This is a genomic window from Lysinibacillus pakistanensis (genome assembly GCF_030123245.1).
Taxonomy (GTDB): Bacteria; Bacillota; Bacilli; order Bacillales_A; family Planococcaceae; genus Lysinibacillus; species Lysinibacillus pakistanensis.
The window spans coordinates 1,309,227-1,324,090 of record NZ_CP126101.1 but is presented as its reverse complement, the minus strand read 5'-3'; the positions used below and the strand labels follow the sequence as shown (position 1 = coordinate 1,324,090).

Genomic DNA, 14,864 nt, shown 5'->3' with positions numbered 1-14,864 from the left:
CATTTTCGCTCAGTCTTTAGTGTTAAGACATTTAGCTACCTATTATTTAACGTTTACCTTTAATATAAGGCTGTCCACTAGCTTTTGGTGCACTTGCTTTACCGATAAAGCCAGCTAATGCAAGGATTGTTAAGACATAAGGTAAAATTTGTAGGTATACTGCCGGAATCTCTTGGATATATGGCATTTGGTTCCCTGCGATACTTAACGTTTGCGCTAATCCAAAGAATAATGCAGCACCAAGTGCACCGATTGGATGCCACTTCCCGAAAATCATTGCTGCAATAGCCATAAACCCTTGCCCAGCAATAGTTGCATGTGAGAAGTCGTGCGTAATAGTTTGGGCATAGACAGCCCCACCAAGACCACCAAGGGCTCCTGAGATCACAACTGCAATATAGCGCATTTTATTAACATTTATACCCATTGTATCTGCTGCCATTGGGTGCTCACCGACTGCGCGAAGACGTAAACCAAATGGCGTTTTATAGATGATAAACCATGCGCCAATTGCTACTACAAAAGCTAATATAGAAGTACTATAAACTTCTTTGAATAATAAAGGACCCAAAAATGGAATATCCTCTAAATAAGGGATTCCGAAACGACGAATAGGTTGGTCAATCATATCTGTTTGACCTTTATCATAAATCATTTTTACTAAAAAGACTGTTGCAGCCAAACCTAGTAAGTTGATGGCTACCCCTGATACCGTTTGATCGGCACGGAAGGAGATTGAGGCAACAGCATGGAAAAGTGAGAAGATACCTCCTACAACGATAGCTGCAAGCATTGCCACCCAAATAGTTGCTGCACCGAATGTTGAAGCAAATTCTAAATTGACAAATATACCAACAAAGGCTCCAACTATCATTAAACCTTCTAGCCCGATGTTAACAACACCAGAGCGTTCAGAGAAAACACCACCGATGGCCGTAAAGATTAATGGTGTTGCATAAAGAATCGCAGAAGGGATGATAAAATATAACATTTCTAAAAAGGTCATGTTATTGCCCCTCCTTTTTCTTACTCAACTTTTGTAATCCAACTCGAATAATGTAGCCAGAAGCTACAAAGAAAATAATTAACGCGATAATAATAGAAACAATTTCCTCTGGGATCCCTGCAGCGTTTGGCATATTTAACGCACCATATTTAAGTGAGCCGAATAATGAGGCTCCAAACACAACCCCTAGTGGCGTGTTCGCACCAAGCAAGGCAACAGCAATACCATCGAAACCTATACCTGTAAAGCCTGGTTTAATAGAAGCGTTTTGGAAAGTACCCAGTGCCTCCATCGCACCGCCAAGTCCAGCAAACATACCTGAAATCGTCATTGCTAATATAATATTTTTATTGACACTCATACCCGCATATTCGGCAGCATTTTTATTGAATCCTACTGCTTTTAGCTCGTACCCACGTGTTGTTTTTTCTAAAATAAACCACATCACGACTACCATTAAAAGTGCAACAATGATCCCATAGTGAAGACTTGAATTGTCTGTAAGCTCTCTTAAAAACGGAGAACGTAATGAAGCTGATTCATGAATACGTTCTGTTTTAAAGCTCCCATCTGACAATCTTTTAATCACTGCGTTCGCAATATAAAGCGCAGTGTAATTTAACATAATTGTCGCAATTACTTCGTGAACTTTAAATTTCGCTTTTAAGAAACCTGCAATAAAGGCCCAAAATGCACCTGCAACTGCTGCAGCAAGCAATGCTAATGGTAAGTGAATAATTTTAGGTAATTCAAATGCATATCCTACCCATGCGGCAGCGAGCCAACCTAAAATTAACTGACCTTCAACACCAATATTGAATAAACCTGTACGGAAGGCAAATGCTACAGCAAGACCTGCCAAAAGATACGGTGTTATTTGACGGATTGTGTTCCCGATTGAATATGAATCTCCAAAAATACCTGTCCAAAGAGCGATATAACCTTGTATTGGATCATAGCCGCTGACTACCATTACGATAGCTCCAACAATTAAACCGATAATAATAGAGATGACAGGAACGAGTATATTAATGACACGATTTGACATTAGTCGTTCCCCTCCTTCGTATGATTCTTTTTACTTTGACCTGCCATTAATAAGCCAAGCTCTTGTTCTGAAGTTTCTTTTGGATTTAATTCATCTACAATCTGTCCTTCATAAATAACAGCAATACGGTCTGAAACATTCATAACTTCATCTAATTCAAATGAAATTAACAGAACAGCTTTTCCTTTATCACGTTGTTCTATCAGGCGAGAGTGAATAAATTCAATTGCCCCTACATCTAGGCCACGCGTTGGTAATGCCGCGATTAATAAATCTGGATCACGATCAATTTCACGACCAATAATCGCTTTTTGCTGATTACCACCAGAAAGTGCACGAGCTGGCGTCATTTCACCATTACCTGTACGCACATCATACTCTTTAATAACCTGTTGTGCTTTTTCAGATACCTTTTTATAATCCATAACAAAGCCCTTTGCAATTGGAGGCTGGTAATAGGTTTGTAAGGCAATATTATGCCCAATTGGGAAATCTAACACTAAACCATGCTTATGACGGTCTTGAGGAATATGCCCAACACCCGCCTCTGTAATTTTTCGAGGCTTCATATTCGTTATATCTTTACCATTTAATTTCACAGAACCACTTTTGATTTTACGCAGACCTGTAATGGCTTCGATTAATTCGGACTGTCCATTGCCATCAATACCTGCAATACCAACGATTTCACCCTTACGAACCTTTAAGTTAAGCCCTTTTACTTTATCAATATTACGGTAGTCTGTAACGACCACATTTTCAATGGAAAGTACTTCTTTTGTAGGTGTAGCCTCTGTTTTCACTGTTTTAAATTCTACATGACGCCCAACCATCATCTCTGCTAGTTGTTCTGGGTTTGTTTCTTTTGTAACAACAGTTCCGATGCCTTCACCCTTGCGGATAATTGTTACACGATCAGAAACTTCCATAATCTCTTTTAGTTTGTGGGTAATTAAAATAATAGATTTTCCCTCTGCAATTAAACGACGCATAATCTGTATTAATTCAGTAATTTCTTGAGGTGTTAGAGATGCAGTAGGTTCATCAAAGATTAAAATTTCTGCTCCACGATATAAAGTTTTTAAGATTTCAACACGCTGTTGCATCCCAACCGTTATATCCTCAATTTTCGCATAGGGATCAACATCTAAACCATATTTTTCAGAAAGAGCCTGTACACTTTTAGCTGCATCCTTAATGTTAACAATCCCCATTTTAGTTGGTTCAGTACCTAAAATAATGTTCTCTGTTACTGTAAAGTTTTCCACTAACATAAAGTGCTGATGCACCATACCAATACCTAAATCATTGGCAACATTCGGGTTTGTAATTTTAACAGCCTTCCCACGAACTCGAATTTCGCCTCCCTCTGGTTGATACAAACCAAAAAGGACGTTCATTAAAGTCGACTTACCTGCACCGTTTTCGCCTAGCAATGCATGGATTTCGCCTTTTTTCAGTTGGAGGGTGATATTATTATTCGCCACGAAATCTCCGAATTCTTTACGGATCCCTAGCATCTCAATCACATGTTCCAATTTAGTCACTCCCTTAATAGGCACTTTTGTAAATAAATTTCGCTATGGCGTATTCGTATCTGATGCTTAGACTTTTGATACAGATAAGCAATACGTCCAGTTTTTGAAATGATATGAAGACTTGTATTAACTCTAATACTAGCTATATTACTATCATTGTAATGATAGCCAATATTTCTATCTTCGCTCAGTGGGCAATAGGCTTTCCAAATTAACAAAAAATTCACTCATATTTTGCCCTGTCAATAGAGGTCAGTATTTTTCTGAATGAAGATCCATACCAAAACCGCATTCATCTCACCACCTGTAGAGGTAGGAGTCTTCTGCTGAATGAAGATAAATTAATACAGGAAAGGTCATCGTTAGAAACCTTTCTTCTATTAATTTGTTTCCATCAATACTCATAAACTCGCGATTATATTTTGAAATACTAGCTCTATCTTAAAATAATCAAATAGTATAAATAGTCGAAATATAACGATAGATTGAAAAATCATCATAAGGGTCTGCTAAAAGTCCCTTATGATGATCAAGAGATGAATTATTTTTCCACTTTTTCTGGAACGACGATTTCACCGCTAGCAATTTTTCCTTTATATTCGTCAATTACTGCTTGTACATCCTCTGGGATTGCGCCACGAGAATCCGCAAGTTTTACACCATCCTCAGCTAAACCGTAAGTAAGTGTTTGACCACCTGGGAATTTACCGTTTTTCGCTTTATTAGAAATATCTACTACTGCTGTATTAACACCTTTTAACATAGAAGTTAACGTTACATTTGTTTTATCGTCTACTTTACCTTCATCGTATTGGTCAGCATCTACACCGATTACCCATACATTTGCATTAGGATCTTTCGCTTTACGCTCTTTTGCTTCAGAGAAAACACCGTTACCAGTGGCACCCGCAGCATGGAAAATAATATCTACACCTGAAGAGTACATGCTGTTCGCTGTGATTTTACCAAGATCCGCTTTATCAAATGCAGCAGTATATTTATCTTGGATTTCAATATCAGGATTTATAGCCTTTGCTCCCGCTATAAAACCAGCTTCGAAACGGTTAATAACTGGGATATCTACGCCACCTACAAAGCCTATTTTACCTGTTTTAGTCATTTTCGCAGCAGCAACACCTGCTAGGAAAGCACCTTCTTGCTCTTTGAACATAACATTTACTACATTGTCAGCTTCTACTTCTGCATCAATTAATGCGAAATGATTATCTGGGTTATCTGCAGCAACTGCTTCCACAGCGTCAGCCATCATGAAGCCAATACCGAAAACTAAGTCAAAATTACGGCGAATTAAGTTGTTTAGGTTTGTTTCATAGTCAGCATCTGTTTTTGATTGTAGGTATTCAAAACCACCTTCACCTCTTGAAAGGCCATGTTCTTTACCGTAGGCTTTAACACCTTCCCATGCAGATTGGTTGAATGATTTATCATCCACACCACCTACGTCTGTAACCATTGCTACTGAGAATGCTTCTTCGCTGTTATTTTCGCCTGATGATGCATTTTCATTTTCTTTTGCTGGTTTTTCTTCCTTCGCGCCACATGCACCAAGAATAGCACTCGCCGCTAAAACTGATGATAATACTAAGCCAAATTTACGTTTTTTCATTGTGTTAACCCCCCAAAGGTAATGTAATTAGCAGGAAAAATATTTAGAAATGTTCTACACCCGTTTACGAACTACATGGAAGCTGAATTTATCAGCTCGGAAATAATTTTTTGAATAGAGCACTACTTGATCATGATCATCGTAGTGTAACTGCTTTAATACTAAAAGAGCTGTTTCACGGCCACAATTTAAAATCGGTGACGCTTGCTCATGATACCCTACTGGATCTATATATGTTACAGCATAGGCCACATGAATTTTCCCAGATTGTTCAAGTGCAGAGAAGAGTGAAACCTCTTTTTTTTCTACAAAATCAGTTGGCAGAAAGCTAGCCGGTAATCTGTCTATACAATAAACTACAGGCTCCCCATCGGCTGTTCTGACACGTTCAATCGTGAGTATTTTATCTTCGTCATCGCATTGGAAGCGTTTTAAATCTTCCTCAGAAGGTATGTTTTCGGTCGCCTTTAAAAAGCGGGAACCGGGCTCCATACCAGCTGTCTCAATCATGGAAGAAATGCTCGATAAATGCTCGATGCCTGATGTAAACAATGGCTTGGGGTTGACAAACGTACCTACCCCATGTCGACGCACAATTACATTTTCCTCTTCCAACAGTCGAAGCGCCTCACGAAGTGTTGCTCGACTGACTCCTAGTGATTTAGATAATTCAAATTCTGAAGGCAATTTTTCATTTTCCTTGAAAACGCCTGTTTCAATGTCAGACTTTAAACGATCAATTACTTGAAGATAGAGATGACGATGATCTGCTTTAATAGTCACATATATCACCACCAATATCAGAGATCAGACATCTGATGTACAACATTCCTACTAATCGTTCATAAATATAACATTTTTGCAGACTGAAATCAATTACACCTTAGCGTAATTACTATCAATTTTGAATTGTATTTGTACATTCTAAACAACTTGCTAAATATACAACAATATCCGCAATTATGTTGATTAATCGTATTGATGAACAAGTACTTGTCGGGGTTTACTTCCCTCCGAAGGGCCGACGATTCCTCGTTGTTCCATCTGATCGACAATGCGAGCTGCTCTCGAATAGCCAATTCGGAAGCGGCGCTGTAGCATGGAAACAGAAGCCGTCTGCATACTTACAACCAATTGCACAGCCTCATCAAATAATTCATCTGTTTCCTCAAGAATCGTATCTTCTTCTGTTGGGATCATCTCTTCCTGGTACTGCGCTTTTTGCTGTTCTATAACAAAGCTTACAACTGACTCTACTTCCTGATCTGATAAAAAGGCACCTTGTACACGTTTTGGCTTTGAGGCACCAGCAGGTAAAAATAGCATATCCCCTCGACCTAATAATCGCTCAGCGCCACCCATATCTAATATCGTTCTGGAATCAATTGCGGAAGATACTGCAAAGGCAATTCGGGAAGGAATATTTGCTTTTATGACACCTGTAAGTACATCTACACTTGGACGTTGAGTGGCAATAATTAAATGAATTCCAGCAGCACGTGCCATTTGCGCTAGACGAGTAATCGAATCCTCGACATCACTTGAGGCAACCATCATTAAATCCGCTAACTCATCCACAATCACAACAATATAAGGTAATTTTGGGTGTTTTTCATCAGTTTGTTCATTAACCTTTTGGATGTGGTTATTATAGCCTTCGATATTTCGTGTACCCGTATGTGAAAACAAATCATAGCGACGTTCCATTTCTGCAACGACTTTTTTTAATGCTTGAGATGCTTTTCGCGCATCCGTAACAACCGGCGCTAAAAGGTGAGGAATCCCATTATAAACATTTAATTCCACCATCTTTGGATCAATCATCATCAATTTGACCTCATGTGGTTTTGTACGCATTAGTATGGATACAACAATGCCATTTATACACACACTCTTACCACTACCAGTTGAACCAGCAACAAGTAAATGTGGCATTTTATTAAGCTCAGCAAGTACAGCTTGTCCTGTAATGTCACGGCCAAACGCAACTTGCAATAAAGCTTCTGGCTTCGCTCCATCCTTCGACTCTAATACTTCCCGTAATGTGACAATGGCTACCTCACTGTTCGGTACTTCAATACCAATTGCAGATTTTCCAGGGATAGGTGCTTCCATCCGTATATCCTTTGCAGCAAGCGCTAATGCAAGATCATCCTGAAGGTTTACAATTTTACTTACTTTTACGCCAATGTCTGGCAATATCTCGTATTTAGTTACTGCTGGTCCTAAATGAACTTGCGTAACTTTTGCCTTTACACCAAAACTTTGCAGCGTTTGCTCTAGTTTTTTTGCATTTGCCTGAATTACTGAATATTCACCACTTTGGTCATGTTGCGGTGGCAATTGTAATAAATTATAAGAGGGAAGTTGATAATCTGCATTTTCCACTGCATCAGCGCCTTGGATATGGACATCATCTACGATCTCTCCATGTTCAATACCCTCAAAGTCATTACTCTCAAACACTTCTCGTTCATGAGAAACATTTTGAGTAAAGGCTGAGATAATAGGTTCATGGGAAATTTCCTCTTCTTCTTGTATTTCATTAGTAAGATCAACAGCAGCGATTTCTTCCATTGTGTCTCTTGTTGATCGGCGATTTTTAGGTTTCTTTGGTTCATTCTTTTTCTTCTCTTTTTGTTTTTTTTGCCATTTACCAAAAAGAGCAGGCATTTTTTCAGCTAAATAAGGCACAAGTGCTTTTCCCGTAACTAAAATTAACCCTATAAAGAAAATCACCCATGCAACAACCTTAGCCCCTGAAGCCTCAAACAAAACATGTAGCATACTAAATAGGAGGGCACCAATCATTCCTCCGCCAAGTGCACTACTTCGCTGAACAACACCCTCTGTATTAATTAAAATACGCCAGGATTCTCGCAATACAGATTCTGATAATAAACCACCTGATTTTGATAATTGTTCAAAAAGTATTCCATGACTAAAAATTGTTAAACTCATAACAATTAGGAACATTCCTAAAATTAGACGGTCCTTCAAACTTACTTTTTTCCGACCAATCATTAGCAATAATGCAACAAATATAAGCATAAATGGCACAGCAAAATACAAATTTCCTAAAAGAAACATTGCTATCGTTGTTAGAAAACGTCCAATCATGCCATATTCAAAAATGATAATAACGGCAATTGCAATTAAGATGAGTCCTAAAATTTCAAACATCAGCGGATGCATCTCTTTTTTTTCGGTTGTTCCTTTTCCTTTAGTGACTTTTCTTCTTTTACTAGTCGCCATCTATTTCACCCTCTTTTACAATCCATTCTATATATGAAATGAATCCTAGCATGTAGAACTTAATTATTTCAAAAAAAAGGATTTTCCACCGTGTACACTCGGCTAGAAAATCCTTTTTCATTCATTTCTCACTCAAAGCTTGAACGATGAGTTTTTTAATATTCCATAATGATTGGGATAATCATTGGGCGGCGCTTTGTTTTCTGGAATAAATATGTGTTCAGTGTATCTCGAATATCTTGTTTAATGTTTGTCCATTCAAATGTATCTTTACCAACATATTTTTCTATAACATTCTTCGCAATATCAGAAGCCTCCACCATTAACTCCTCTGATTCACGAACGTAAACGAAACCGCGTGATAAAATTTCTGGTCCAGATGCAATTTTCTTTTGAGCACGGTTTAATGTGACAACTACAATGAAAATACCATCCTGTGATAATAATTTACGATCACGCAGAACAATGTTACCTACGTCGCCAACACCAATACCATCAATTAAAACATTACCAGCTTGTACACGCCCGCTCATACGCATTTTACCATTCTTGTACTCAACGATATCCCCTTTATCAGCGATAAAAATTTGGGATTTTTGCATACCCAGTTGTTGAGCAAGTTTAGAATGCGCAATCAGCATACGGTACTCCCCTTGTACAGGAATAAAGTATTTCGGTTGCATCAAGTTAAGCATTAGCTTTAAATCTTCTTGGCTTCCGTGACCTGATACATGAACATTTTTACTAGATGTCAAAATTTCAGCACCTGCTTTTGAAATAGAGTTCATGGTATTAGCCATCTGTACTTCCATGCCAGGTGAGGGTGTAAAAGTAATTAAGACTGTATCATCCTGCTTAATTTTAATGTCTCGATGATGCTTACGTACAATTTTTTCAAGCGCATCAAGCGGCTCTCCCCGATTACCAGTGGCAATTATAATAATCTCATCATCTTGATATTTATGCATTTCTGAAATAGGAATAATTGTTTCGTCTTCAACTGTTAAATAACCTAGCTGTACACCTAAATCCACAGCCTTTTCTAATGGTTTCCCAACAATGACAACTTTACGGAATGATTTTTGAGCTTGCGTAAACACTTGCTGAATGCGAATAAAATTCGATGCATACACAGCCACTAAAATACGACCTGGTGCTGAATGGAATGTTTTTGATAATTGCTCTTCAATTACAATCTCAGATGTCGTATAACCTGGTCGCTCCGCTTCACATGACTCAGATAGCAAAATAAAAACGCCTTCTTCTCCTAAGTGTGCCATCTTAGCTAAATCAGGCTTAAATTTACCTGTTGCGGATTGATCGAATTTAAACTCACCTGTATGAACAATTGCTCCTTCAGATGTATGGAACACTACCCCTAACGAATCGGGAATACTATGTGTTGTATGGAAGAATGTTACATACGTTGAGTTGAAATTCATGCGACTGCGATTGGTAACCTCAAAGAATTTCACCTGATGTGGTGCAGGTAATTCCTTTAAATGTTCCTTAGCAAGTGCAATTGTTAGCTTCGATCCATACACAGGTGCTTTTACTTTTTGTAATACATAGGCAATCGAGCCAATCGCATCTTCATGGCCATGCGTTAAGAAAATGCCTTTCACACGTTCTTTATTTTCTTCTAAATACGTAATATCTGGAATTACAATATCAATGCCCAGCATTTCGTCTTCCGGGAACATTAAGCCGCTATCTACTACAAATAGCTCCTCATCAATTTCTACTACGTACATTGCTTTACCAATTTCGCCCACACCACCCAGTGGAATGATACGAATTAATTCATTTTTCTTTTTTGTCAATTTATTTCCTCCTAAAAGATATCCCGAACAGCAACCACTTAATTTTCATTATACGGTTTGCAAAGCTTTTGCACAAATTAAAAATACATGTTTCATGATGGAAACAAAAAATTTATTACAAATCCCTGTTGCTCTTAGATGGAAGGAAAGGTAAAAGTCTTACATAGATGAAGGTCTAAAATTTTGACTACTAGATGTGAAAACTATTTGATTTTAAAGTTGTCTAGGGACTATCTTCTAAAGCGGTTTTCTTTTCTACTTGCGGGGTTTCTCCTACCTGAGCGGAATGGGATGCTACCTGAGCAGTTAGTGCTGTTGACTGAGCAGTTTTCTCTCTCACCTGAGCAGATAATTCTGTTGACTGAGCGATTTTCTCCCTCACCTGAGCGGATAATGCCGTTGACCGAGCGACTTTCTCCCTCACCTGAGCGGATAATCCGTTGACTGAGCGATTTTCTCCCTCACCTGAGCGGATAATGCCGTTGACTGAGCGACTTTCTCTCTCATCTGAGCGGATAATGCTGTTGACTGAGCAGTTTTCCCTCTCATCTGACCGGATAATGCTGTTGACTGAGCAGTTTTCCCTCTCAACTGAGCGGATAATGCCGTTACCTGAGCGACTTTCTCTCTCATCCGAGCGGATAGTGCTGTTACCTGAGCAGTTTTCTCCTTCACCTGAGCGGATAATGCCTTTACCTGAGCACTCCCAACTATGATGACAATTAAGAGGAGCAACACCTTTAAAAAGTAAAAAGACTTTAGACAAATTTAAAATTTGACTAAAGTCTTTGATGCTTAAGTAAAGCTATTTAATTCTCTAAAGCCTCTCGCTTTTTCTTGATACGTATCCCAAATTCGATCAAAATTAGCTTTTTCCTCATCTGTCATCTCCATCATTGGTAAACGAACATTAAGTGTATCAAAGCCTAATTTTGTCATTGCATATTTGACAGGTGAAGGATTTGGTTGAGCAAATAGTGCACGTACTAGTGGCAGTAATGCTCGATGAATTTTGGCTGCTAGCTTGTGATTTCCTTCTTCAAACGCCTTAATCATTAATTGCATATCATTACCAACAACATGAGCAGCAACTGAAATAATACCTGCGCCGCCGATTGCTAGTAGTGGCAGTGTTAAACCATCATCACCACTATATACTAAGAAATTGTCATCTGCGTCTACATTCTCAATAATATCGCCCATTTGATCTAAATTGCCGCTCGCCTCTTTTATCCAAGCGATATTTGGAATCTTACTTAGTGCAACAGATGTTTCGTAAGCAACATTGACTCCAGTACGTCCAGGTACATTATAAAGCATAACAGGCAGACTTGTTTCTTTTGCAATGGTTTCAAAGTGTGCGAAAATACCTCGTTGGTTTGGCTTATTATAGTATGGCGCTACAAGCATAATACCATCTGCACCATTTTCTTCAGCCTTATGTGTCATTGCAATGGAATAAGCTGTTTCGTTATCCCCTGTCCCTGCAATAACAGGTACACGCCCTGCCACTTTTTCAACGGTAAAGCGGACAACTTCGATTTTTTCTTCTGTGGACATCGTTGGATTTTCAGAGGTTGTGCCACATGCAACAATACAATCTGTACCGTTGTTTATTAAGTGATTAATAATTCGTTCTAATTCTGGGTAATTTATCGTGCCATCCTCTTTGAACGGAGTAATCATAGCCGTTCCAATTCGACCTAAATTCATCCTTACACCCCTCTTATAGTAAGTTATCCTCAAGCATTGCTTCTGCAATTTGGATAGAGTTTAATGCAGCGCCTTTTAATAAATTATCGGAAACAATCCATAGGTGGAATCCTTTATTATTATCTAAATCTTGACGGATACGTCCTACAAAAGTAGCGTCTTCTCCTTCTGCATAAATTGGCATTGGGTAAGTTTGTGTTGTAATATCATCTTGTAAAACAATGCCAGGTGCATTGCGTAATACGTCAAAGATTTCTTGTACTGTTGTTTCTTTTTCTACTTCAATATAAACAGATTCAGAGTGTCCTGAAACGACTGGTACACGAACGCAAGTTGCAGCTACTTTTAACTCTGGTGCATGCATAATCTTTTTCGTTTCATTAATCATTTTCATCTCTTCGTATGTAAATCCATTATCTGTGAATTTATCGATTTGTGGAATAACATTACGTGCAATTGGATAATGACGTTTATCACTACCAGAAGGTAAAATATTTGCTTCTACATTCTTACCTGCTTCCCAATTTGCGCTCTGTGTCTTTAATTCTTGAATAGCTGTAATACCTGCCCCTGAAACAGCTTGATACGTTGAAACAATCACTTTTGTTAGACCAAATGCATTGCGAATAGGCTCAAGTGCAGCAACCATTTGAATTGTAGAGCAGTTTGGATTAGCAATAATTCCTTTATGCTTCGCTAAATCTTCTCTGTTTACTTCAGGTACAACCAATGGTACCTCTGGATCCATGCGGAAATGGCTCGTATTATCAATAACAACAGCACCACGGTTTGCAGCTTCGGGTGCTAATACAGCTGATACTGATCCACCAGCGGAGAATAAAGCGACATTGACGCCTTCAAAAGCTTCAGGTGTCGCTTCTTCTATTGTATATGTCTTCCCATTAAATTCGATTGGTTTTCCTGCTGAACGTGCAGAAGCTAAGAACTTTATAGCGCCAATCGGAAAATTTCGTTTAATTAGTTGCTCCATCATTTTTGTTCCTACTGCCCCTGTTGCCCCAACAACTGCAACTGTTAACTGCTTTGTCATCTATCATCTCTCCTTGAATACAAGTTCCATAATGTGTGCTATTGTATCATAAAAATACTGAAAATTGTGTGTAATTCCTGATTTATTTGAAATATTGTATCAACAGTGGTTGTAATTGCTTTTTTTGCGTAATTGCTTCTTGAACAGTCGCAACCATTTGATCGAAATCAGCAATGAGTGAATTAGGTTTTGAATGTGGAGAATCCTGACCAAATGGAATAAAATAAATATTTTTAGCATTAAGCAGCTTCATAATATTGATACCATTTAAACCAAGTGCATCATTTGTTGAAATGCCTAAAATCACAGGTGAGCCGTTACGCAATGTTGCCTTCGCAGCCATTAGTACTGGACTATCTGTTGCAGCATTAGCAAATTTACTAATACTATTGCCAGTCATTGGTGCAATGACCATGGCATCTAAAGGATTAGATGGTCCAAAAGGTTCTGCCTCTTTAATAGAAGAAATAACTCTTTCGCCTGTCAATGCCTCAATTTTAGCAATCCATTCCTCACCAGTACCAAAACGTGTAGCTGCATGTAATACAGAATGAGTAATAATAGGGATAACAGTTGCTCCTACATCGATGAAATTCTGAATTTTAGGTATCACATCCTCATACGTACAGTGTGAGGCCGTAATACCTAAACCAATTCGTTTCCCCGTTAGCAATTTTCTTCCTCCTCTATTGCCTTGCACAATATTTCAGCAGCATCATGTGCAAAGTATTTCCCAGGTAATGATGGCAATAGTACATATGTTTGTAGTTGCTCAGCATCTATATCTAAACAGCCTGGCTCCGAGGCTAGATCATATAAAACTGCTGGGACATGCTCTATAAAAGACTCTGTAATCCACTTAGCTGGAATCGTGTTGATAAAAATACTATCGTTAATGGACCATTTGCGATCATCTAAATTGGTCGCTTTGTAACCATATGCTTTTGCTTCACTCACTTGTACAACCGAACGCGCTACAATATGGACATTAGCGCCCATCTTGACAAGTAAAGAAGCGAGCATTTTGGCGATGCGCCCAAATCCTGCGATTGTAAAGTTTTGTCCGTAAATACATTTCTGCTCGAGTCCGTAAAACGTGGCGATAAATCCCTCTGCTGTCAATCTTGCATTTTGCCAAATAAAAGACTCTTGCTGTAAATAGCAATTCGTTTCATTTCTCTCTAGCAATTGCTTCCAATGCATAGTTAAACGCCCTGTATAAAACTTCACCTGAGATATTCCATATAGTTGTTCTACTTCAATCTTTAATGGAAGTATAGGAAGAATAATTTTATTTGGCTGGAATTCTAAAACTAGTTTATTTAATTCTTCGTTCCAAACAGATGTTCTTTTATAAAATACCGTTCTCGATGGGCTTCTTAACATTGTCGCTAATTCCTTTAATCGTGAGTCTTCACCGATAACAAGCCACTTTTCGTTTTCCAAAAGCTCACCTCACTGTAAAAATTCTGACTGTACTGTCGTTGTTTTGTTAAATAAAATTCGATCTTCTCCAATTAATATAATTTCATGCCAAGGTATCATTTCACTAACTTTTACTTTCTTTTTTTGGAATGGTAATTTATCTTTGACAATCTCAAAACCATGTATCTTTCCTGTTTGCACATCTAATAGACATTCCGTATGTGCTAATATGCCAAAGTGTACGCCACCCTCAACTTGAATTAACTCCTTATCCACCATCTCTGATAGTAGCATCCCTCATCTCCCTCCTTGAACCGTTACCCCAATATATGCCGAGTTTTTGCAAATCGTGCCCCTACCTTAAGTAGGAATATGTTG

General features: G+C 38.4%; 13 protein-coding genes. All 13 read right to left on the bottom strand.

What is annotated here, in order from left to right:
* Positions 1-46 precede the first annotated feature (46 nt).
* The gene (locus QNH24_RS06190; protein ID WP_283871217.1) at positions 47-1,006 is read right to left on the bottom strand and encodes an ABC transporter permease; all 960 of its coding nucleotides are present in this window, start codon (positions 1,004-1,006) and stop codon (positions 47-49) included.
* Between the two features lies 1 nt (position 1,007).
* Positions 1,008-2,054 carry an ABC transporter permease gene (locus tag QNH24_RS06185; RefSeq protein WP_283871216.1) on the bottom strand — a complete coding sequence of 349 codons (1,047 nt, stop codon included), beginning with the start codon at positions 2,052-2,054 and terminating at the stop codon, positions 1,008-1,010.
* Positions 2,054-3,592: an ABC transporter ATP-binding protein gene (locus QNH24_RS06180; RefSeq protein WP_283871215.1), complete on the bottom strand. Its 1,539-nt coding sequence runs from the start codon at positions 3,590-3,592 to the stop codon at positions 2,054-2,056. Before QNH24_RS06180 ends, QNH24_RS06185 begins: the two co-directional genes overlap by 1 nt.
* 541 nt (positions 3,593-4,133) lie before the next feature.
* Positions 4,134-5,219 carry a BMP family lipoprotein gene (locus QNH24_RS06175; RefSeq protein ID WP_283871214.1) on the bottom strand — a complete coding sequence of 362 codons (1,086 nt, stop codon included), beginning with the start codon at positions 5,217-5,219 and terminating at the stop codon, positions 4,134-4,136.
* A 54-nt stretch (positions 5,220-5,273) separates the two neighbouring features.
* The gene (locus tag QNH24_RS06170) at positions 5,274-6,002 is read right to left on the bottom strand and encodes a GntR family transcriptional regulator (RefSeq protein WP_283871213.1); all 729 of its coding nucleotides are present in this window, start codon (positions 6,000-6,002) and stop codon (positions 5,274-5,276) included.
* A gap of 186 nt (positions 6,003-6,188) precedes the next feature.
* Positions 6,189-8,474 carry an FtsK/SpoIIIE family DNA translocase gene (locus QNH24_RS06165; RefSeq protein ID WP_283871212.1) on the bottom strand — a complete coding sequence of 762 codons (2,286 nt, stop codon included), beginning with the start codon at positions 8,472-8,474 and terminating at the stop codon, positions 6,189-6,191.
* A gap of 155 nt (positions 8,475-8,629) precedes the next feature.
* The gene (locus QNH24_RS06160; RefSeq protein ID WP_283871211.1) at positions 8,630-10,297 is read right to left on the bottom strand and encodes a ribonuclease J; all 1,668 of its coding nucleotides are present in this window, start codon (positions 10,295-10,297) and stop codon (positions 8,630-8,632) included.
* A gap of 223 nt (positions 10,298-10,520) precedes the next feature.
* Positions 10,521-11,063, bottom strand: coding sequence for a hypothetical protein (locus QNH24_RS06155; protein ID WP_283871210.1), 543 nt, complete (start codon positions 11,061-11,063; stop codon positions 10,521-10,523).
* A gap of 29 nt (positions 11,064-11,092) precedes the next feature.
* A complete protein-coding gene (gene dapA / locus QNH24_RS06150) occupies positions 11,093-12,010 on the bottom strand; it encodes a 4-hydroxy-tetrahydrodipicolinate synthase (protein WP_054770648.1) in 918 nt (305 codons plus the stop codon).
* Between the two features lie 13 nt (positions 12,011-12,023).
* Positions 12,024-13,061, bottom strand: a complete 1,038-nt coding sequence (locus QNH24_RS06145; protein ID WP_283871209.1) for an aspartate-semialdehyde dehydrogenase — start codon at positions 13,059-13,061, stop codon at positions 12,024-12,026.
* Between the two features lie 82 nt (positions 13,062-13,143).
* Positions 13,144-13,734 carry a dipicolinate synthase subunit B gene (locus tag QNH24_RS06140; protein WP_283871208.1) on the bottom strand — a complete coding sequence of 197 codons (591 nt, stop codon included), beginning with the start codon at positions 13,732-13,734 and terminating at the stop codon, positions 13,144-13,146.
* The gene (locus tag QNH24_RS06135; RefSeq protein WP_283871207.1) at positions 13,728-14,507 is read right to left on the bottom strand and encodes an NAD(P)-dependent oxidoreductase; all 780 of its coding nucleotides are present in this window, start codon (positions 14,505-14,507) and stop codon (positions 13,728-13,730) included. The genes QNH24_RS06140 and QNH24_RS06135 overlap by 7 nt, the downstream gene beginning before the upstream one ends.
* A 9-nt stretch (positions 14,508-14,516) precedes the next feature.
* A complete protein-coding gene (locus tag QNH24_RS06130) occupies positions 14,517-14,780 on the bottom strand; it encodes a YlmC/YmxH family sporulation protein (protein WP_053594254.1) in 264 nt (87 codons plus the stop codon).
* Positions 14,781-14,864: the final 84 nt, after the last annotated feature.

Excerpts from the sequence above, each read along its gene's own strand:
- QNH24_RS06185 (WP_283871216.1), bottom strand. The coding sequence starts at position 2,054 with ATGTCAAATCGTGTCATTAATATACTCGTTCCTGTCATCTCTATTATT.
- QNH24_RS06190 (WP_283871217.1), bottom strand. The coding sequence starts at position 1,006 with ATGACCTTTTTAGAAATGTTATATTTTATCATCCCTTCTGCGATTCTT.
- QNH24_RS06130 (WP_053594254.1), bottom strand. The coding sequence starts at position 14,780 with ATGCTACTATCAGAGATGGTGGATAAGGAGTTAATTCAAGTTGAGGGT.
- QNH24_RS06145 (WP_283871209.1), bottom strand. The coding sequence starts at position 13,061 with ATGACAAAGCAGTTAACAGTTGCAGTTGTTGGGGCAACAGGGGCAGTA.
- QNH24_RS06165 (WP_283871212.1), bottom strand. The coding sequence starts at position 8,474 with ATGGCGACTAGTAAAAGAAGAAAAGTCACTAAAGGAAAAGGAACAACC.
- QNH24_RS06175 (WP_283871214.1), bottom strand. The coding sequence starts at position 5,219 with ATGAAAAAACGTAAATTTGGCTTAGTATTATCATCAGTTTTAGCGGCG.
- dapA (WP_054770648.1), bottom strand. The coding sequence starts at position 12,010 with ATGAATTTAGGTCGAATTGGAACGGCTATGATTACTCCGTTCAAAGAG.